The organism is Kitasatospora sp. NPDC040550 (assembly GCF_055594965.1).
In genome coordinates, this window is record NZ_JBVIWC010000032.1 from 70,158 (window position 1) to 88,286 (window position 18,129).

Genomic DNA, 18,129 nt, shown 5'->3' on the forward strand with positions numbered 1-18,129 from the left:
GGAATCCCTGACGCCTCGGGTGCGGCCCGGTGCCGGGCTCAATGATCACGGCGGGCGGTAGACGGACTGCCAACGTCCGTCCGGAGGCCGTGGGGGCGGGGTGTTGACCGGCTGTCTACCGGTTGCTGCGAACGTGCGGGCGCTTGAGTCCCACGTGAGCAAGGAGCCGGGAAGTGTTGCGAACCATGGTGGCCCGTACCGCGGTTGTCGGTGTGGTGGTGTTGGCGGGGGTGTCCGGGCTGTTCGCCGTGACGGCGGGGGATCCCGTACGGCACGGCTCGCCGGCCGCACCGCCGTCGGCCTGCGGGGGGTCGGCGGACGTGCAGTGCCTGGCGAGCAGGGTCGCCTGGAACGGGACGGGGCTGATCATCTGGCAGAGGTGACCGATCCGGCGGGGGTGACCGATCCGGCGGCGGTGGCCAGGGCCGTCAGCAGCGACCGGGCGTCGGCCGACTCCGGGGCACCCAGGCCGCTGAGCAGTCGGTGCGCCTCAGCCGCGTGAGTGCGGGCGCCGGGGTGGTCGCCGCGGGCGGTCACCGCATGGGCCAACACCAGGTGGGCGAGAGCGCGTTCGCGCTGTCGCCCACCGAGCGTGGCGAGCCGGAGGGCCCGGGTCGCCTCGGCGACGGCCTCCTCGACCCGCCCGAGCAGGCGCAGCACCTCGGCCAGCCGGCTCCGGGCCGCCGACTCGCGGTCCTGGTCCCCGGCGTGGCCCGCGTGGTCGACGCAGGAACGCAACTGGGTGGCGGCGTGGTCGAGTTGGCCCAGCTCCTGGTGGGCGAGGCCGAGGACGTAGTGCACGTAGGCGGTCATCGCGGCGTCGGCGTCGCCCGGTTCGGACAGCAGCCGGCGGCAGGTGTTCGCGGCCTCGTCGGCGTGACCGCTGCGGACCCGGGACAGCGCCGCGTTCGCGGTGCTCGCCACCGCGCCCGAACGGTGGCCGAGACGGCGGGCGAGGGCCGCGGCCTCGTCGAAGGCGGCGATCGCCTCCTCGTGCCGGGCCTGGGCCTGGGCGATCAGGCCCAGGTCGTTGAGGGCCTGCCGGAGTACGGCCGGGTCGTCCACCTCCTGGCAGGCCAGGGCCGCGCGGCGGGCCTGCTCGGCGGCCTCGTCGAGGCGGGCCCGGCCCAGCAGGACGGTGCCGAGGAGGAACCGGGCACGGCCCTCGGCGGCGCGGTCGCCGCTCTGGAGCGCGACGGCGACGAGGAGGCGGGCCGCCTCCTCCGCCCGCCCGGCGAAGGCACCCAGGCCGAGGGGCGAGAGGGCGATCAGCACGTCGACGGCCGACCGCAGGGTCGCTGAGTCCGGGTTGAGGGTGGCGAGGGCTGCGGCGAGCGCGACGGCGGCGGGCGTCTCGGACCGGGCCCAGCGGCGGGCCGCCGGCAGGTCCGCGAAGACCGGATGGGGAGCCGGTGCACCGAAGACGTCGGCGACCGGATCCCCGGGGACGGCCAGCGCGAAGGCCGTACGGGCGTGGGCGAGGAGCAGGGCCAGCAGGCGCTGGTGGGCGGTGCTGCGTTCGGTCGGGTCGAGGTGCAGGGACGTCCGGCGGGCGAAGGCCCGTACCAGGTCGTGGAAGCGGTAGCGGCCGGGGCCCGTCGACTCCAGCAGCGCCTGGTCCACCAGGGCCTCCGCGAGGTGCTCCGCCCGGTGCTCGGGAAGGTCGAGGACGGCGGCCGCCGAGGCCAGGCCGATGTCCGGCTCCACCCAGGACAGCAGCCGGAAGGCCGTGGCCAGGGGCGGTGGCAGGAGCCGGTAACTGAGCTGGAAGACCTGCTCGATGGCGGGGATGCCCTCGCGGTCCTCGGCGAGGAGCCGGACCAGCTCGGCGATCGGCTGGTCGGGAGTGGCGGCCAGCCGGGCCGCGGCGATCCGTACGGCCAGGGGCAGTCGGCCGCAGGCCTCGACCAGCAGCTCGGACTGGTCGCGCTGGGCCGACCGGCGGACGGTGCCGATGACGGAGTCGAGCAGGTCGACCGCCTCCTGCCCGCTGAACACGTCCAGGGCGATGCGCAGGACGGAGGGGATGCCGGGCAGCGCGGTACGGCTGGTGACGAGCACGGCGCAGTCGGAGGAGCCGGGCAGCAGGGGCTGGAGCTGGGCGTCGTCACGGGCGTTGTCGAGCAGGATGAGCAGCCGCTTGCCCGTGGTGACGGTGCGGAAGAGGGCGGACCGGCCCGCGAGGTCCTGGGGCACGGCGGACGGGCGGATGCCCAGGGTGGTCAGGAAGTCGGCGAGGACGTCGGAGGCGCTCGCGGGGACGAGGTCCGCACCCCGGAGGTCGGCGTGGAGACGGCCGTCGGGGAAGTCCGGGCGCAGGGCGTGGGCGGCGCGCACGGCGAGGGCGGTCTTGCCGACGCCGGCCATGCCGGTGACGGTGACCAGGCGCAGGCCGGTGCGGGTGGCGGTGCGGTCGGTCAGGGCACGGGCGATGTCGGCGACGTGGGCCTGTCGGCCGGTGAAGTGGGCGGGGGAGGAGGGGAGCTGGTCCGGGTCCAGCTCGTGGCGCAGGGTGGTGATCTCGGGCCCGGGCTCGATCCCGAGGTGCTCGACCAGGCGGGCGTGGAGGGCGTCGTGGACGGCGCGGGCCTCGGCGGTGCGGCCGCTGCGGTGGAGGTTGCGGATGAGGAGGGCCTGGAGGCCTTCACGGAAGGGGTGTTCAGCGGCGAGCGCCTCCAACTCCGGCAGCCGGCCGGGGGAGTGGTCGAGGGCGAAACGCTCCTCCTGGAGCGTGAGGCGGAGCTCGGAGAGGCGCTGGCGTTCGCGTTCCATGAGGGGGCCGGGGAGGTCGGCGAGCGGCTCGCCGCGCCAGAGGGAGAGGGCTGCGGAGAGGTGGGCCTGGGCCTGCTGCGGGTGCTTCCCGGCGAGTTCGTGGAGCTGCCTGGCGCGCCAGAGGTCGATGCAGTCCGGATCGACCGCGATCCGGTAGCCACCGGACTGCGAGAGCAGGAGGGAAGGCTTCTCGCGGACTGGCTCAAGGAGTTTGCGCAGTTGCGAGATGTACGAGCGGAGGGCGACGACGGGAGATCCGGGCGGTTCGTCGCCCCATAAGTCGTCGGTCAGTTGGTCGATCGCCACGACGGAGTTCGGCCGCAGGAGGAGCGCGACCAGCACCGCCCGCTGCCGAGGCGCCCCCAGCTCGATGGTCGTACCGGCGCGCTGCACCCGCAACGCACCGAGTAAGGCGAACTCCAACGGAGCTGGATCGGCACCTGGCCGCATGGCGTTCCCCTTGTGGGACGACGGAATCAGACGGAGCCGGAACGGGGCTTGACGGTCGCGGCGGGGATCATGGTGTGCAACTCCTCGAGGCGGTTGCGGATATGGGCGAGCGAGTCCGTGCAGGAGAGCGCCTGGACCTGCAACCAATCGTAAGTCCTCGAGAGAGAGCGGATCTTGGTTTCGTCATCGCGCTCCACATTGCCCCGTTGGACGGTTCGAGGGAGACCATCCAGGCTCCCCGAATCCAGGGATGACGTTCAGCTCGTGGATCCGGAGCGCGGTGGGTTTGCGCTCGTGCTCGATGTAGGCGGGGAACCCGCCGATCAAGGTGCTGCTCTTCGTGAACCTCTTCCGATGCCAGGCACAATTGGCTGCTTCTGGTGTGGAGTTGGCAACAGAGAGGAGCGGCTGGGTCGTCGGCCTCCGCAGGGGTATGCGACCGTAGTCGCCGCCGGCGCCATCGCCTGGGTGGGGTCACTGAACCGTCCGCGATAGGAGCATGCCGATCAGCAGCATCATCGGCAGCGTCAACAGCAGTGCGCAGCCTCCGCCGCCGCTGTTGTTCGGTCGGCTGCTCGTGCGCTGGACAGCGCCATGCGCGTCCTGGACGAGGATCAGTCCGTGCTTGCCGGTTCCCGCGACCTTGGTCAGGTCGATGTTGTGCTTCCGCGCGAAGTCCCGGGCCGCGACGGTGGCGTAGACACCGTGCTTCGCCCTCACGGCAGCGACGACGTCCTGCTCGCGGATCATTCCGTCAGGTCCGGTGCCTTGGACGGCCCTCAGGTTCACCTGGTGCTCGTCGGCCAACTTGCGGACGGCGGCGCTGAATCGAGGCTGTCGCCGTGCGGCGTCCCTGGCCGGCGGGGGGACCGTCGGAGGTGGGGGTGCGAGCGGCGCCGGTCGGGGGTCCGGGTCCGGAACGGTCGCCCGATGCCTGTCGATCAGCGCGGTGACGTCCGGTGGGAGCCAGTGACCGGTCGGGAGGGCGGGTGCGGCGAGTTGGTCGAGGATCTCGGCGATGGCAGGCCGGTCCGCCGGGTTCCTGGCCAGACACGCGGCGACCAGACCAGCCAACTGCCAAGGGACGCCGGCCAGATCGGGCTCACCGTGCACGACGCGATAGATCACTGCCTCCAATTGCCCAGTGCCGAACGGCCCTCGGCCAGTGGCCGCGAACGCCAGTACCGCACCCAGGGAGAACACGTCACTGGCCGGGCCGATCCGGGCGCCGGTCACCTGCTCGGGAGACATGAACCCCGGAGTCCCGATGGGCCGGGTGCTCAGGACCGCTCCAGCCGCGTCGAGCGCGCGGACGATGCCGAAGTCGATGATCCTCGGGCCGTCCTCGGCAAGGATCACGTTCGCTGGGGTGAGATCACGGTGCACCAGCTGAACGCTGTGGATGGCGGCAAGTCCCTCGGCCAGCCCCGCGCCGATCGCACCGACGACCGGGACAGGCAGGGGGCCGTGTGCCCGCAGGGCCTCCCTCAGAGAGGGCCCCGCAATGTAGGCGGTGGCCATCCACGGCGGGTCTGCATCGGGATCGGCCCCGACAACCTGCGCCGTGTAGAACCCACCGACCCTCTGGGCGGCTTCGACCTCCAGCCTCAACCGTCGGCGGAACTCCTCGTCCTGGGCCAGGTCCGCATGTACGAGCTTGACCGCAACCGGCCGGCCCCCGCGCGAGCGACCGAGAAACACCTCCCCCATCCCGCCCGTGCCGAGCCGTCCCTCCAACCGGTACGGGCCCGCAGAACGCGGATCCCCCTCCCGTAGCGGCTTCATCTGCTCCCTACTCTCCCGTCAAGGACCCACCACCGGTGACAGATCCTCGCAGAGCGACACGTGGTCGTGAAGCACGATCGGCACAAGCGGTCCCCCGTCATTGGCCAGGACACATGCGAAGGTTCCTGCTGGAGTACCAGCGGCGCGGGCTTCGAGTGCTGCTCGGAGCCCGCGCTCAAAGCCTTGACCGTCTACGGTGGTCGGCGGATCCTCGGTGGCATGACCGCGCCTGCGCACTCTCGTTCCGGTGGTTCCCGGGCCAATGCCGTGGCGGTGTTGCTGCTCGCGGGTGGGGCCGTCGGCTCGCTGGCGCTGCCGTGGGCCTCTTACGGCGGGGAGAGCGGCAGCCTGGAGTGGTCCGGCTTCGACTTCCTGAACAGCCCTCGGTGGGTCGGGGAGTTGACCAACGGCGCCGACATCTGGATGGGTGCCTTGCAGTGGATCGGCCTGGCCCTGGTCGCCTTGTCCGTGCTGCGCCTGCTCACGCGGGAAGTCCGCCTGGCCGGTCTGGGGTTGCTCCTGGCGGCCGGGGTGGCCGGTGCCGCGATCGGCTCGCTGGTGCAGTTCCACAAGGTGCTGCAGGACGCCGGGGCGTTCGCCCCTTCCATGCAGGCGGGCCCGATCGTCGCCGCGGTCGTCGCGGTGCTGTGCTTCCTGGTCGCCTGCTTCGGCCCTGCCACCGAGCACCGCTGAGCCCGTTCTTCATGGTCGGGCTGGTGGTGGTGGGAACGAGAGGTGATCGAGGTAGTTGCGGGTGCGTTCAAGGCGAGAGATCTCGGACAGCATGCGCGGGGACAGCCCGTTGATGACGGGCGCGGTCGTCTGCTCCGGGTGCCGGCGCGGGAGGCCGGCCCGAACGTGTCCCGGCCGGTTACGCGGCATGGACCTTTCGGTTCGTTGTCATGCGGCCCATGGTGTCACGGTCTCGAACGCTTCTCGAGTGCTTTCGCGAGGCGGCGCGGATTCGAGGGTCTCGAAGCCGCACCGCCTTTCGCCTCCTCAGACGCCGTTGAGGGCGTAGTTGCGGAAGGTGGCCAGCAGGGGCAGCACCTCGGTCTTGTTGGGGTCCTCGGTCACGGCCCGCATCGCGTCGATGACGGTGTGGGCGATGACCTTGGTGACGGTGAGGTCGTCGGCGGCGGTGACCGTGCCCCAGGCCTTGAGGGTCTGGGTGAGCAGGGCGCTCATCCGGGCGCCGATGTTGGCGCTGACGGCGTCCGAGAGCTCGGCGATCTCCTCGTCGCTCATGCTGGAGCGCAGCCCGAAGGCCAGGGCCATCAGCGTGTCCATCGCGTGCTCGCCGTACGCGGCGACCAGCGCCGGCAGCGACCGTTCCCCGGTCGCGCCCGTCGCGAGGGCGACCAGCGCCTCGTCGTCGTCCTTCCAGGCCGCCTCCAGGGCGGCCAAGGCCCGGAGGGCCTCGTCCATGCTCAGCCCGTCTGTCATGCGGGCAACGCTATTGAGCATCCGGTGCCCGAATCTGCAATTCGGGCACCAGGATCACTCCATCGAGCGAAGTCAGGGCCGTTCCGGCCGGTGGACGTGTGCGAAGTGCTCCGCGTTCCAGCGGCCGCCCAGCTCGGGGGCCAGGGAGGCGACGGCGAGGGCCGCGAAGTCCTCGGCGGCGCCCGCCCGTTCCGGTAGGGCGCCGAGCAGCGGGGCGCCGGCGGAGCGGGGCAGGTCGGCGAGGTTGCAGCGTTCGGCGAGGCCGGGCTCGGCGGGCCAGGAGCCGACGACGACGCCGGTGAGCGGGAGTGCGCGGGCGGCCAGGGCCTCGGCGGTGAGCGAGACGATGTTGAGGGTGCCGAGTCCGGCGGACGCGATGAGGAGGACTTCGGCCGGGAGTCCGGCGTCCAGGACGGCCCGGGCCTGATCGGCGAGCGTGCGGCCCTGGCCGTCGTAGCGGACCAGCAGCCCGCCCGCGCCCTCGACCAGCACCAGGTCATGGGTGGCGGCGAGGTCCCGTACGGACGCGACCACCTCGGCGGGGGAGAGGTAGGGCATCCCGGCCCGCCGGGCGGCGGTGTCGGGGGCCAGCGGCTCGGGGTAGCGCACCAGCTCACGGATCGTCAGTTCGCCTGCCAGGCGCCGCACTTCGGCGGCGTCGCCGGGCTCGCCCGGCGCGACGCCGGTCTGTCCGGGCTTGAGCACGGCGACCTTCCGGCCGTCGTGCAGCGCGGCCGAGGCGAGGGCCGCGGTGGCGACGGTCTTGCCGACGTCCGTGTTGGTGCCGGTCACGAACAGGATGCGCGCGGTCATCCGGCCACCGCCGCGGCGGTCACTGCGGCAGCGATGCGTGCCACGTCCTGGTCCTCCGTCACGTAGGGGGGCATGGTGTAGATCAGGTCCCGGAAGGGGCGCAGCCAGACGCCCTCGCGGGCCGCCGCCTCGGTGGCCGCCGGGACGTCCACCGGATGGTCCAACTGCACGACGCCGATGGCCCCTTGGACCCGCACGTCGCTCACGCCCGGCACCTGGGCCGCCGCCGCGAGGCCGTCCCGCAGCCCGCCCTCGATGCGCTTGACCTCGACTGCCCAGTCCTGCCCGAGCAGCAGGTCCAGCGAGGCGTTGGCGGCCGCACAGGCCAGCGGGTTGCCCATGAAGGTCGGGCCGTGGGCGAGGACGGGCATCTCGCCGCGGCTGATGCCGTCGGCGATCTCGCCGGTGCACAGCGCGGCGGCCAGCGTGAGGTAGCCGCCGGTGAGCGCCTTGCCGAGGCACATCACGTCCGGGGAGACGCCCGCGTGGTCGGCGGCGAACAGGGCGCCGCTGCGGCCGAAGCCGGTGGCGATCTCGTCGAAGACCAGCAGCACGCCGTGCCGGTCGCAGAGTTCGCGCAGCATCCGCAGGTAGGCGGGGGAGTGGAACCGCATCCCGCCCGCACCCTGGACCACCGGTTCGACGATGACGGCGGCCAGCTCGTCGGCGTGACGGACCATCAACTCCTCGAACTGCGCGGCGTATTCGGGGTCGAGCGGGGCGTCGAGGCCGGCCGGGGGCTGGGGGGCGAAGAGCTGCCCGGGCAGCACCCCGCCCCACAGGTGGTGCATCCCGCCGTCGGGGTCGCAGACCGACATCGGGTGGAAGGTGTCGCCGTGGTAGCCGCCGCGCCAGGTCAGCAGTCGGCGCTTCTCGGGCCGCCCGGTGGACTGCCAGTACTGGAGACACATCTTCATCGCGACCTCGACCGCGACCGAGCCGGAGTCGGCGAGGAAGACGTGCTGGAGCGGCTCCGGGGTGATCTCGACCAGGCGGGCGGCCAGCCGGACGGCGGGCTCGTGGGTGAGCCCGCCGAACATCACATGGCTCATCCGCCCCAGCTGCTCGCGCACCGCCTCGTCCAGCACCGGGTGCCGGTAGCCGTGGATCGCCGCCCACCAGGAGGACATGCCGTCGACCAGTTCGCGCCGCCCGCCCGCGACGGGCTCCGCCAGGCGCAGGCGGACGCCCGAGGCGGATTCGACCACGTACGGGGTGACGGTGCCGGGCATCGGCCCGTACGGGTGCCAGACGTGCGCCCGGTCGAGGGCGAGCAGCGTGTCCGCGGACAGCTGGGTCATGGTGGGGTCTCTCCGGGGTGTGCTGGAGGGTCAGGCGTTGGGCGCGAGTTCGGTGCCGGCGCCGCGGCGGCGGACCTTGACCAGGTCGTCGCGCAGCTCGTCGTTCGGGCTCTCCGGGGCGGCCGGAGCGCTCTCGCCGACCGGGGCGGTCCCGCCGAGGGGCGGGTGCTCGTGCCCGCCGCACGGCCCGCAGCCGCCGCCGCTGCCGCAGGCCGAGGCCGCGGTGCCGCACCCCGAGCCGGAGGCCGCGGCAGCGGCCACGTCGGCGCGGTGGCGGGGCAGGGTGGCCTCGCCGGCGCCCTCGACCTCGAAGCCCGCGTCCTTGATCATGTCGAGGTCGGCCTGCCCGGCCTGGCCCTCGCTGGTCAGGTAGTCGCCGAGGAAGATCGAGTTGGCGATGTGCAGGCCGAGCGGCTGCATGGTGCGCAGGTGGACCTCGCGGCCGCCGGCGATCCGCACCTCGGTGTCGGGGTTGACGAAGCGGACCATCGCCAGGATGCGCAGGCAGCGCTGCGGGGTGAGGTTCCACTCCTTGGCGAGCGGGGTGCCCTCGAAGGGGATGAGGAAGTTGACCGGGACGGAGTCCGAGCCGAGCTCGCGCAGCGCGAACACCACGTCGACCAGGTCCTCGTCGGTCTCGCCCATGCCGGCGATCAGGCCGGAGCAGGCGGACAGGCCGGCGCCGTGCGCCTTCTGCACCGTGTCGACCCGGTCCGCGTAGGTGTGGGTCTTGGTGATGGTCCCGTAGGTGTTCTCGGAGGTGTTGAGGTTGTGGTTGTAGGCGTCGGCGCCGGCCGCCTTGAGCCGCTCGGCCTGGTTGTCCGACAGCAGGCCGAGGCAGACGCAGATCTCGACCTCGGGGTCGGCGTCCTTGATGGCGGCCATGGTGTCGGTGACCCGGTCGATGTCACGGTCCGTCGGGCCGCGGCCGCTGGCGACCAGGCAGACCCGCTTGGCGCCGCCGGCCACCCCGGCGCGGGCGGCGTCGGCGGCCTGGTCCGGCTTGAGCCAGGTGTACTTGAGGATCTCGGCCTTGGACCCGAGCCGCTGGGAGCAGTAGGAGCAGTCCTCGGGGCAGAGCCCGCTCTTGAGGTTCACCAGGTAGTTGAGCTTGACCCGGCGGCCGAACCAGCGGCGGCGCACCTTGCCGGCCGCGGCGACCACGTCGAGCAGCTCGTCGTCGGTGGTGGCGAGGACGGCCAGGGCCTCCTCGCGGGTCGGGACTTCGCCGCGCAGGCCCTTGGCGGTGAGGGTATCGAGCAGATCCATGGGGCCGATCCTGCCTGCTGGCGCTCGAATGGCGCCAGAGCAAACCCACCAGAAGATCCCCGGAAGGATGTGCCGATTGCCACAGTGTCGAAGCTCACGGCGTCGGCGCTGGTCACGCGCTTGACGGCGGCGCCGCAGGGCGGTTACCGGCGGGTAGGTCGGAGGCGGGGCGGGCGAAGATCGACAAGCCCCCGACCCCGTGACCAGCGCCACTCGGCGGGTGCTTAGAATCTGCGCCATGACCACGCAGGGGGAGCGCACCCCGACTCCGGGAGAGGGCCAGGACGGCCGGGCAGGACAGCGGACCGGCGGGGGAGCCGGCGAGGCCGTCGGCACCGGGGGCACCGCGGTCGCCGCGGCGGCGGACCGCAGGCGCGGCCGGCGGCTCACCGCCCGCCGGGCGGTCGGCTGGGTCGTGATGGTCGGCGTGGTCGCGGCCGGCGGATGGATCATCACCAGCCCGACGCCCGGCGACTACATACCCGGCCTGGGCCCGTCCAAGGCGGACTCCGCCCGCACGCCCCCCGTCGTGGGCTCCCCACCGCCCACCACCGACCCCGAGGGCCTCAACGCCGACAACCTCTTCCCCGCCCAGCGCCCGGTCGAGGTCGCCGGCTACAAGGCCCGGCGCGGCGGCATCCGGCAGGGTGAGAAGTGCGACGAGGTGCTCCAGGACCGTACCCAGGAGCTGCTCAAGGACAGCGGCTGCCAGGCCTACCTGATCGTCAGCTTTACCGGCGTCGACCGCCCGGTGCGCAGCAGCGTCACCCTGCTGCGTTTCGCCGACCAGGCCGCCGCCGCCAGGGCCGCCGACACTCTGCGCGGCAAGCCCGGCGTGGTCGCCTTCATGCTCGCCGACACCAACATCGCGCCCGCGCAGTCCGGCGGTGCCAAGCCGGGCGGCGAACCGCGGATCGAGGCCGTCGGCCACTACGTGACCGTCACCAGCTCCCGCGCCGGCGACGCCCGTCCGGCCGGCACCCCCGCCCCGGGCGCCCCCGCGACGACCACCCCGGCGCCCGGCGCCTCGGGCACCGGCGGCGAACCGAACCTGGACGAGGCCACCCGCGCGCTGTCCTACGTGGCGGGGCAGCCGTTCGTCTGGATGTAGCCGCAGCGGTGTGACGAACGGCCAGGGGCCCGGCGCGGACTGCGCGCCGGGCCCCTGGCCGTTCCGACATCACCCGCCGAGGTCAGCCGCCGAGGTCAGCCGCCGAGCCGGTCCACCGCCGTCACCCGCACCACGGCCCGGCCCTCCTCGTCCGAGCCGTACAGGTCGACCTCGGCGCTGATGCCCCAGTCGTGGTCGCCCTCCGGGTCGTCGAAGATCTGCCGGACCTTCCAGGCGGAGTCCTCCTCCTCGATGATCAGCATCTTCGGGCCGCGCGCGTTCGGACCGGTGCCCAGGTCGTCGTACTCGTCCCAGTAGCCGTCCATGGCGTCCGCCCAGCGGTCCGCGTCCCAGCCGTACTCGCCGTCCAGCTCGCCGAGTTCGTTCCAGTGCTCCAGGGCGCACAGCTCCACCCGGCGGAACATCTCGTTGCGCACCAGCACCCGGAACGCCCGGGCGTTCGCCGTCACCGGCGCCGGCTTGTCGTCCAGGGTGACCTCGGCGGTGGCCGCCTCGGTCGGGTTGGCCAGCTGCTCCCACTCGTCCAGCAGGCTGGAGTCGACCTGGCGGACCAGCTCGCCGAGCCAGGCGATGACGTCCTTGAGGTCGTCGGTCTTCACGTCCTCGGGGACGGTCTGCTCCAGCGCCTTGTACGCACCGGCCAGGTAGCGCAGCACGATGCCCTCGGTGCGGGCCAGTTCGTAGAAGCCGACGTAGTCCGAGAAGGTCATCGCCCGCTCGTACAGGTCGCGCACCACGGACTTCGGCTGGAGCTGGTGGTCGCCGATCCACGGGTGCGCCCGGCGGTACACCTCGTACGCGTGGGTGAGCAGCTCCTCCAGCGGCTTCGGGTAGGTGATCTCCTGGAGCCGCTCCATCCGCTCCTCGTACTCGATGCCGTCCCGCTTCATCTCGCCGACGGCCTCGCCGCGCGCCTTGTTCTGCTGGGCGGCGAGGATCTGGCGCGGGTCGTCGAGGGTCGCCTCGACCACCGAGATGACGTCCATCGCGTACGCGGGGGAGGTCGGGTCGAGCAGTTCGAAGGAGGCCAGTGCGAAGGTGGACAGCGGCTGGTTGAGCGCGAAGTTCTCCTGGAGGTCCAGGGTCAGGCGGACGATCCGGCCCTCGGCGTCCGGCTCCGGCAGCCGTTCCACCACGCCGCCCTCCAGCAGCGAGCGGTAGATGGCGATCGCGGTGCGGATGTGGCGGCGCTGGGCCGCCTTGTCCTCGTGGTTGTCGGTGAGCAGCTTGCGCATCGCCTCGAAGGCGTTGCCCGGGCGGCCGATCACCGACAGCAGCATGGCGTGGCTCACCTTGAACCGGGAGACCAGCGGCTCCGGGTCGGCGCCGATCAGCTTGTCGAAGGTCTCCTCCGTCCAGCCGACGAAGCCCTCCGGCGCCTTCTTCCGCACCACCTTGCGCTTCTTCTTCGGGTCGTCCCCGGCCTTGGCGATCGCCTTGTCGTTCTCGATCACGTGCTCCGGCGCCTGGGCCACGACCTGGCCCACGGTGTCGAAGCCGGCCCGGCCCGCGCGCCCGGCGATCTGGTGGAACTCGCGGGCGCGCAGGATGCGCACGCGCTGGCCGTCGTACTTGGACAGGGCGGTGAACAGCACCGTGCGGATCGGCACGTTGACGCCGACGCCGAGCGTGTCCGTCCCGCAGATCACCTTCAACAGGCCCGCCTGGGCGAGGCGTTCGACCAGTCGGCGGTACTTCGGCAGCATGCCCGCGTGGTGCACGCCGATGCCGTGGCGGACGAAACGCGACAGGTTGCGGCCGAACTTGGTGGTGAAGCGGAAGCCGCCGATCAGGTCGGCGATGGCCTCCTTCTCCGCCTTCGAGCACATGTTGATGCTCATCAGCGACTGGGCCCGCTCCACCGCTTCCTTCTGGGTGAAGTGCACGACGTAGACCGGTGCCTGGCCGGTCTGCAGCAGCTCCTCCAGGGTGTCGTGCATGGTGGTGCGGCGGTACTCGTAGAACAGCGGCACCGGGCGGGTCGCGTTGCGCACCACCGTGGTCGGCCGGCCGGTGCGGCGGGTCAGGTCCTCCTCGAACCGGCGCACGTCGCCCAGCGTCGCCGACATCAGCAGGAACTGCGCCTGCGGCAGCTCCAGCAGCGGGATCTGCCAGGCCCAGCCGCGGTCCGGCTCGGCGTAGAAGTGGAACTCGTCCATGACGACCTGGCCGATGTCGGCCCGGGTACCGTCGCGCAGCGCGATCTGCGCCAGCACCTCGGCCGTGCAGCAGATGATCGGCGCGGTCGGGTTGACGCTGGCGTCACCCGTCATCATGCCGACCTGCTCGGTGCCGAACATCTTCACCAGGTCGAAGAACTTCTCCGACACCAGCGCCTTGATCGGCGCCGTGTAGAAGGTCCGCTGCCCCTCCGCCAGCGCCGCGAAGTGCGCACCCGCCGCCACCAGGCTCTTTCCCGAGCCCGTCGGCGTCGCCAGGATGACGTTGTTCCCGGAGACCAGCTCGATCAGCGCCTCCTCCTGCGCCGGGTACAGCGTGATCCCGCGCTCCTCCGCCCAGGCCGCGAAGGTCTCGTACAGCGCATCGGGAGTGGCGGGCTTCGGCATCAGATCAAGGAGGGTCACCGGGCTATCTTGCCTGCTCGCCGCCACCCCCGGCAAAGCCCGGCGGCGGGGCGCCGGGCTCGGTGCGGGCCGCCGGGGTCAGAACGGCGCGGTGGGGGACTGCCCGGACAGCCGGGGGTCGTTCGCGCAGCCCTGGGCACGGACCAGTTCCCGCGCGGTGCGCAGCGCGGCGTCCACCCGGATCTGGTGGACCCTGGCGGCGGGCGTCCGGGCGGAGCCGCGGTCGCCGGTGATCGTGATCTTGCGGTACGGGAGCGGGGCGCTGCCGGGCTTGCCGGCGGGGGCGGGAGTGGGTGCGGCGGGGGCGGCAGTGGGAGTGGGTGCGGCGGGGGCGGCAGTGGCCGTGGGGGCAGCGGCGGCGGGGGGATCGCAGCGGAGCAGCAGCTGCACCGTGCCGTCGTGGAAGAGCCAGCCCTGCGCGCCGGCGCCGAACTCCAGCTGCGCGGGGCGGTCCGGCTCCCAGCCGGAGGCCTCCGCGTCGCTCTTCGCCCGGAGGAACCGTTCGTCCGCGTGCGCGACCTCGATCTTCGCGACCCAGTGGCTCCGGGCGTCGTCGCCCGCCCAGTCCACCGCGCAGACCGGATCGGCCTGGGCGTCCCGGGCGCCGAGCTGCTCGCTGCCCTCCCAGACCACCGCCCGGTGACCCTCGCCGGACAGCGCCGCGAGGTCCTCGTGGGTGAAGGCGCTCCAGCAGGCGCCCTGCGGGACGTCGACCGCCAGCGTGGACCGCCACCACCAGAACCCGCCGCCGAGACCGGCGGCCAGCACCGCCGTGCCGAGGGCGACCGGGAGCACGCGTCGGTGCGAGCGCTCAGCCATCGGCCTTCTCCTTCCCCTGCACCAGATCGGGCATCGCGGGCGCGGCGTCGGGCAGTTGGACCCGGTTGCTGCACCGGTACTCGGCGGCGGCGGCCCGGGCGACCTTCAACGCGATGTCGCCGTACGCCTGACGGCCCTTCGCCGCCGGGTCGGCGTAGACCCCGTCGCTCCCCACGTCGACCCGGAAGTACGGGGGCGCCTTGCGCTTGGCGGGGTCGCTCGCGGCGGGGACCTGGAAGTCGCACCGCACGTACAGTCGGACCCGGTGGCTCCCGTCGGCCGTGGCCAGCCACGCGGCGCCGGGCCCGCCGTCGAGCGGGGTGGCCCGGCGGTTGCGCGAGGCGTCCTGGGCGCGATCGGCGTCGATGCCGCTCCACGCCGGATCCACCCGCACGGCCAGCAACTTGCCCTGGCGGCCGTCGTCGCCCTGCCAGGAGAGGCGGCACGCGTTGCTGCGGATCTCGGTCTCCTCCGGGGAGGTCGGCGTCTGGAGCCGGGGGTGTGGCCCGACCTCCGACACCTTTCCGTACGCGCCGGTGAGCGGCCTCAGGTCGGTCCCGGAGAGCGTCGACCAGCAGGCGCTGCGCGGGATCTCCAGCGACCGCCACGGCCGCCACACCCAGAGCACGCTCCCGGCGATGAGGGCCACCCCGAGGACCCCCGCCGACCAGGGCACCCAGCGCCGCTGGGGCGGGCGCGGGGCGTCGAGCGGATTCGGAACGAAGTACGGGACGTCGGGCATGTTCAGTTTTCCGTCCGTATCGGGGTTGCCAGGGCCCGGGCCGGGAATAGTCGATTCGTTGCCCCGGGTGAATCGCCCGGTCCGGCTAAGAGTTCGGGATTCATTCGACGATCGAATTCGAAGTTCGCCACAGGGCGGTCCCTCCAAGTGGATAGGCACGGAGCGTACCGAAATCATCGAAGCTCCGTCGGCGAATCCGGTGGAAACGGTCGAATGAGAATACGGAACGGGCGATTCGGCATTTTCGCTATTCACCCCCGGTGAACACCGCATGGACGGCGACAAGAAACACCGTCCAAGCTGTGCGGAGTCGCACATTGCCCCGCTCTCGCCGCCCGTGCCAGAGTGCCGGGCATGGCCCACCCCCTCGCCTCCCAGCCCCGCCCCGCCGCCGGGCCCGCCCCCGCACACGTCTTCGACTGGCTCGACGAGGCCGCCGCACTGCGCGCCGACGCCGGGCTGACCCGCACGCTGCGCAGCCGGCGCGCGGAGGACGCGGTGCTGGACCTCGCGGGCAACGACTACCTGGGGCTGACCAGGCACCCGGCGGTGACCGGGGCCGCGGCGGAGGCCGCGCGGCGGTGGGGCGGAGGGGCGACCGGGTCCCGGCTGGTGACCGGGACGACCGCGCTGCACACCGAACTGGAGCGGGAGCTCGCCGAGTTCTGCGGGGTCGAGGCCGCGCTGGTGTTCTCCTCCGGGTACACGGCCAACCTCGCCGCCCTCACCGCGCTGACCGACCCGGACACCCTGATCGTCTCCGACGCCTACAACCACGCCTCGCTGATCGACGGCTGCCGGCTGGCCCGCGCCGACGTCCACCGGGCCCCGCACAGCGACCCGGCGGCGGTCGCCGAGGTGTTGGCTGCGCGGGAACAGCGGCGGGCCCTCGTGGTCAGCGACTCGGTGTTCTCGGTGGACGGCGACGCGGCGCCGCTGCGCGCACTGTCCGAGGCCGCCCGGGCCGGCGGGGCCGCGCTGCTGGTGGACGACGCCCACGGGCTGGGGGTGCTCGGCCCCGGCGGGCGCGGCGCACTGGCGGCCGCCGGACTGGCCGGGCAGCCGGACACCGTCGCCACCGTCACCCTGTCGAAGTCGCTCGGCTCCCAGGGCGGCGCCGTCCTCGGCCCGCGCCGGGTCATCCGGCACCTGACCGAGACGGCCCGCACCTTCATCTTCGACACCGGCCTCGCCCCGGCCGCCGCCGGCGCCGCCCTCGCCGCGCTGCGCCTGCTGCGCGCCGAACCGGAGCGCGCCGACCGCGCCCGCGAGGTCGCCCGCACGCTCTCCGCCCGCCTCACCGCCGCCGGCCTGCACGCCTGCGCACCCGACGCGGCCGTGGTCTCGGTCCGCGCCCCGGGCCCGGAGGCCGCGGTCGCCTGGGCCGCCGACTGCCTGCGCGCGGGCCTCGCCGTGGGCTGCTTCCGGCCCCCGTCCGTCCCGGACGGCATCTCCCGCCTGCGCCTGACCGCCCGCGGGGACCTCACGGACCAGCAGATCGCCGACGCCGTCCGCACCATCGCCGACCTGGCCCCGGCGGGAGCCCGGAGCGCATGACCGCTCGGCGGCCGGGGGCGACAGCGGGCAGGAGGGCGGGATGGCCGATCTGAGCTGGGACGACGTGGCGTACATGTTCGACCCGAGCGACGGGGGGACGCTGCCGGACGTGGTCATCGACGGCACCACGGCGGCCGACTGGCAGGCGCTGCTCGACCTCGTCCGGGAACGGGGCTGGGCACACGAGTACCACGATGGCGACACCGTCCGGCCGCTCCCGGCGGCCGGGACGGTGCTGGCGCGCCCGGACGACGCGGACTGCCCGAGCCTGGTGGTGCGGCCGACCGCGCAGGTGTGTGCGATCTTCCGGTTCTACGCGGCCGAGGCGATCGACTTCGACGTCTCGCTCCGGGAGATCCAGGGACAGGAGCGCCTGGACGTCCTCTGCGCGTTCCTGACCGCGATCGGGCGGCGGCTGGGCAAGCCGGTGGTGATGTACGCCGAGGGCGGCTACGACGACTGCCCGATGATCGGGTACGACCCCGGGGCCGACCGGGTCGTGTCGATGCGCGCGGAGCGGGTGGACGGCTGAGCCGCCGCGCCGGGAGGGCCACGCCGGGGGCTGCTCGATCCGGGGCGGGACGGCCGGCTGCCCGGCGAGGGCGTCGCGGACACCGCGGTGGCGGACTCGCGCGCTACGGCTGCCCGAGGACCAACAGGGCCTCCGCACCGACCGGGCGGTAGCCGGCGGCCTGGAAGGCGCGGACGCTGGGGGCGTTGCCGGGGGCCTGCTGGGCCCAGACGACCTCGCCCTCCGGCAACAGGTGGCGGGCGGCGGTGGCGAGAGCGCGGCCCAGGCCCCGGCCCTGGGCGTGCGGGTCGACCTCGACGGCGGACTCCCAGCGGCCGGCCACGCCCCGGCCCAGGATGAGCACGCCGCCGTCGGCCTCGTACACCCGGACGTCCTCGCGGTAGCGCAACGCCCGTACCACGCGCGGGTGTTCGCGGTCCTCGACCGGGCTGAGCGGCAGCGGTGGCCCGCCCGGGAGACGGTCGGCGACGGTGAGCAGGTCGATGTTGTTGACGATCCGCCCGGTTCGCCCGGCGAAGGCGGTGAGGAAGGGCGGGCAGAGCGGGACGGACAGCGGGTCGCCCGGGGCGGCGGCGAGGGCGGCGCGCACCCAGTCCGGGTCCTGGTCGGTGAAGACCACGGCGTGCGCGGCGAAGGAGACCACCCCGGCCTCGCGCGGCGAGGGTTGGGGCACCACCGTCACCGAGCCGTCCGGCGGCGGGAACACGCCGCCCGCCGCGTCCGCCAGGATCTCCGCCAGCCCCCGCGTACCCATCACGCATCCGTCCCGTCGTGGTCGATGATCGTCAGGCCCGTCAGCCTAGGGCGTGTCTGACAATTCCCGCCGGGCGTGCGACGCCGGGGCACGCACCTCGCCGCGTTGTCGTCAGTCGCCGATGGCCCCCAGCCTTCGGCCGGGAGGTGCCCCCACCGCATGGACTCCCTCC

General features: G+C 73.2%; 15 protein-coding genes. 5 read left to right on the forward strand and 10 right to left on the reverse strand.

Annotated features, from left to right (window positions below; all coding sequences use genetic code 11):
• Positions 1-173 precede the first annotated feature (173 nt).
• On the forward strand, positions 174-383 hold the full coding sequence (locus ACZ58X_RS34625; protein ID WP_470337535.1) for a hypothetical protein: 210 nt from the start codon (positions 174-176) through the stop codon (positions 381-383).
• On the opposite strand, the gene ACZ58X_RS34630 is transcribed toward ACZ58X_RS34625, so the two are convergent.
• Positions 367-3,195 (reverse strand): AfsR/SARP family transcriptional regulator, encoded by a 2,829-nt coding sequence (locus tag ACZ58X_RS34630; RefSeq protein WP_470337536.1) that lies wholly within the window; start codon positions 3,193-3,195, stop codon positions 367-369. The two genes, ACZ58X_RS34625 and ACZ58X_RS34630, sit on opposite strands and share 17 nt — an antisense overlap.
• A 501-nt stretch (positions 3,196-3,696) precedes the next feature.
• Positions 3,697-5,007: a serine/threonine-protein kinase gene (locus ACZ58X_RS34635; RefSeq protein WP_470337537.1), complete on the reverse strand. Its 1,311-nt coding sequence runs from the start codon at positions 5,005-5,007 to the stop codon at positions 3,697-3,699.
• A 219-nt stretch (positions 5,008-5,226) separates the two neighbouring features.
• On the opposite strand from ACZ58X_RS34635, the gene ACZ58X_RS34640 reads away from it, so the two are divergent.
• Positions 5,227-5,700: a hypothetical protein gene (locus ACZ58X_RS34640; protein ID WP_470337538.1), complete on the forward strand. Its 474-nt coding sequence runs from the start codon at positions 5,227-5,229 to the stop codon at positions 5,698-5,700.
• Between the two features lie 306 nt (positions 5,701-6,006).
• Here the strand turns inward: ACZ58X_RS34640 and ACZ58X_RS34645 are convergent, their stop codons facing one another.
• The 4 genes from ACZ58X_RS34645 to bioB all read right to left on the reverse strand — a co-directional run bounded on the left by ACZ58X_RS34645 (position 6,007) and on the right by bioB (position 9,836).
• Positions 6,007-6,453, reverse strand: coding sequence for a hypothetical protein (locus ACZ58X_RS34645; RefSeq protein WP_470337539.1), 447 nt, complete (start codon positions 6,451-6,453; stop codon positions 6,007-6,009).
• Positions 6,454-6,525: 72 nt separating this feature from the next.
• Positions 6,526-7,266 (reverse strand): dethiobiotin synthase, encoded by a 741-nt coding sequence (bioD, locus tag ACZ58X_RS34650; protein ID WP_470337540.1) that lies wholly within the window; start codon positions 7,264-7,266, stop codon positions 6,526-6,528.
• Complete coding sequence (locus tag ACZ58X_RS34655; RefSeq protein ID WP_470337541.1) at positions 7,263-8,567, reverse strand: adenosylmethionine--8-amino-7-oxononanoate transaminase; 1,305 nt, start codon at positions 8,565-8,567, stop codon at positions 7,263-7,265. The genes bioD and ACZ58X_RS34655 overlap by 4 nt, the downstream gene beginning before the upstream one ends.
• A 30-nt stretch (positions 8,568-8,597) precedes the next feature.
• Entirely contained in the window at positions 8,598-9,836 is a 1,239-nt protein-coding gene (gene bioB, locus ACZ58X_RS34660) for a biotin synthase BioB (protein WP_470337542.1), read from the reverse strand.
• A gap of 238 nt (positions 9,837-10,074) precedes the next feature.
• Between bioB and ACZ58X_RS34665 the strand changes: the two genes are divergently transcribed.
• Positions 10,075-10,947, forward strand: a complete 873-nt coding sequence (locus ACZ58X_RS34665) for a hypothetical protein (protein WP_470337543.1) — start codon at positions 10,075-10,077, stop codon at positions 10,945-10,947.
• A gap of 95 nt (positions 10,948-11,042) precedes the next feature.
• On the opposite strand, the gene ACZ58X_RS34670 is transcribed toward ACZ58X_RS34665, so the two are convergent.
• From ACZ58X_RS34670 to ACZ58X_RS34680, 3 genes are all read right to left on the reverse strand, one after another.
• A complete protein-coding gene (locus tag ACZ58X_RS34670; protein ID WP_470337553.1) occupies positions 11,043-13,535 on the reverse strand; it encodes a DEAD/DEAH box helicase in 2,493 nt (830 codons plus the stop codon).
• Positions 13,536-13,631: 96 nt separating this feature from the next.
• Positions 13,632-14,372 carry a hypothetical protein gene (locus tag ACZ58X_RS34675; RefSeq protein ID WP_470337544.1) on the reverse strand — a complete coding sequence of 247 codons (741 nt, stop codon included), beginning with the start codon at positions 14,370-14,372 and terminating at the stop codon, positions 13,632-13,634.
• Complete coding sequence (locus ACZ58X_RS34680; protein WP_470337545.1) at positions 14,365-15,114, reverse strand: hypothetical protein; 750 nt, start codon at positions 15,112-15,114, stop codon at positions 14,365-14,367. The genes ACZ58X_RS34675 and ACZ58X_RS34680 overlap by 8 nt, the downstream gene beginning before the upstream one ends.
• Positions 15,115-15,468: 354 nt before the next feature.
• Between ACZ58X_RS34680 and ACZ58X_RS34685 the strand changes: the two genes are divergently transcribed.
• Complete coding sequence (locus ACZ58X_RS34685) at positions 15,469-16,671, forward strand: 8-amino-7-oxononanoate synthase (RefSeq protein WP_470337546.1); 1,203 nt, start codon at positions 15,469-15,471, stop codon at positions 16,669-16,671.
• Positions 16,672-16,711: 40 nt separating this feature from the next.
• Positions 16,712-17,203 carry a hypothetical protein gene (locus ACZ58X_RS34690; protein ID WP_470337547.1) on the forward strand — a complete coding sequence of 164 codons (492 nt, stop codon included), beginning with the start codon at positions 16,712-16,714 and terminating at the stop codon, positions 17,201-17,203.
• A 103-nt stretch (positions 17,204-17,306) separates the two neighbouring features.
• Here ACZ58X_RS34690 and ACZ58X_RS34695 read toward each other — a convergent pair whose 3' ends face one another.
• On the reverse strand, positions 17,307-17,957 hold the full coding sequence (locus ACZ58X_RS34695; protein WP_470337548.1) for a GNAT family N-acetyltransferase: 651 nt from the start codon (positions 17,955-17,957) through the stop codon (positions 17,307-17,309).
• Between the last annotated feature and the right edge of the window lie 172 nt (positions 17,958-18,129).

Bases quoted from the DNA above. Each gene is read 5' to 3' on its own strand.
- ACZ58X_RS34655 (WP_470337541.1), bottom strand. From the start codon at position 8,567: ATGACCCAGCTGTCCGCGGACACGCTGCTCGCCCTCGACCGGGCGCAC.
- ACZ58X_RS34665 (WP_470337543.1), top strand. From the start codon at position 10,075: ATGACCACGCAGGGGGAGCGCACCCCGACTCCGGGAGAGGGCCAGGAC.
- ACZ58X_RS34670 (WP_470337553.1), bottom strand. From the start codon at position 13,535: ATGCCGAAGCCCGCCACTCCCGATGCGCTGTACGAGACCTTCGCGGCC.
- ACZ58X_RS34695 (WP_470337548.1), bottom strand. From the start codon at position 17,957: ATGGGTACGCGGGGGCTGGCGGAGATCCTGGCGGACGCGGCGGGCGGC.
- ACZ58X_RS34690 (WP_470337547.1), top strand. From the start codon at position 16,712: ATGGCCGATCTGAGCTGGGACGACGTGGCGTACATGTTCGACCCGAGC.
- ACZ58X_RS34685 (WP_470337546.1), top strand. From the start codon at position 15,469: ATGGCCCACCCCCTCGCCTCCCAGCCCCGCCCCGCCGCCGGGCCCGCC.
- ACZ58X_RS34640 (WP_470337538.1), top strand. From the start codon at position 5,227: ATGACCGCGCCTGCGCACTCTCGTTCCGGTGGTTCCCGGGCCAATGCC.
- ACZ58X_RS34635 (WP_470337537.1), bottom strand. From the start codon at position 5,007: ATGAAGCCGCTACGGGAGGGGGATCCGCGTTCTGCGGGCCCGTACCGG.
- ACZ58X_RS34675 (WP_470337544.1), bottom strand. From the start codon at position 14,372: ATGGCTGAGCGCTCGCACCGACGCGTGCTCCCGGTCGCCCTCGGCACG.
- bioD (WP_470337540.1), bottom strand. From the start codon at position 7,266: ATGACCGCGCGCATCCTGTTCGTGACCGGCACCAACACGGACGTCGGC.
- ACZ58X_RS34680 (WP_470337545.1), bottom strand. From the start codon at position 15,114: ATGCCCGACGTCCCGTACTTCGTTCCGAATCCGCTCGACGCCCCGCGC.
- bioB (WP_470337542.1), bottom strand. From the start codon at position 9,836: ATGGATCTGCTCGATACCCTCACCGCCAAGGGCCTGCGCGGCGAAGTC.
- ACZ58X_RS34645 (WP_470337539.1), bottom strand. From the start codon at position 6,453: ATGACAGACGGGCTGAGCATGGACGAGGCCCTCCGGGCCTTGGCCGCC.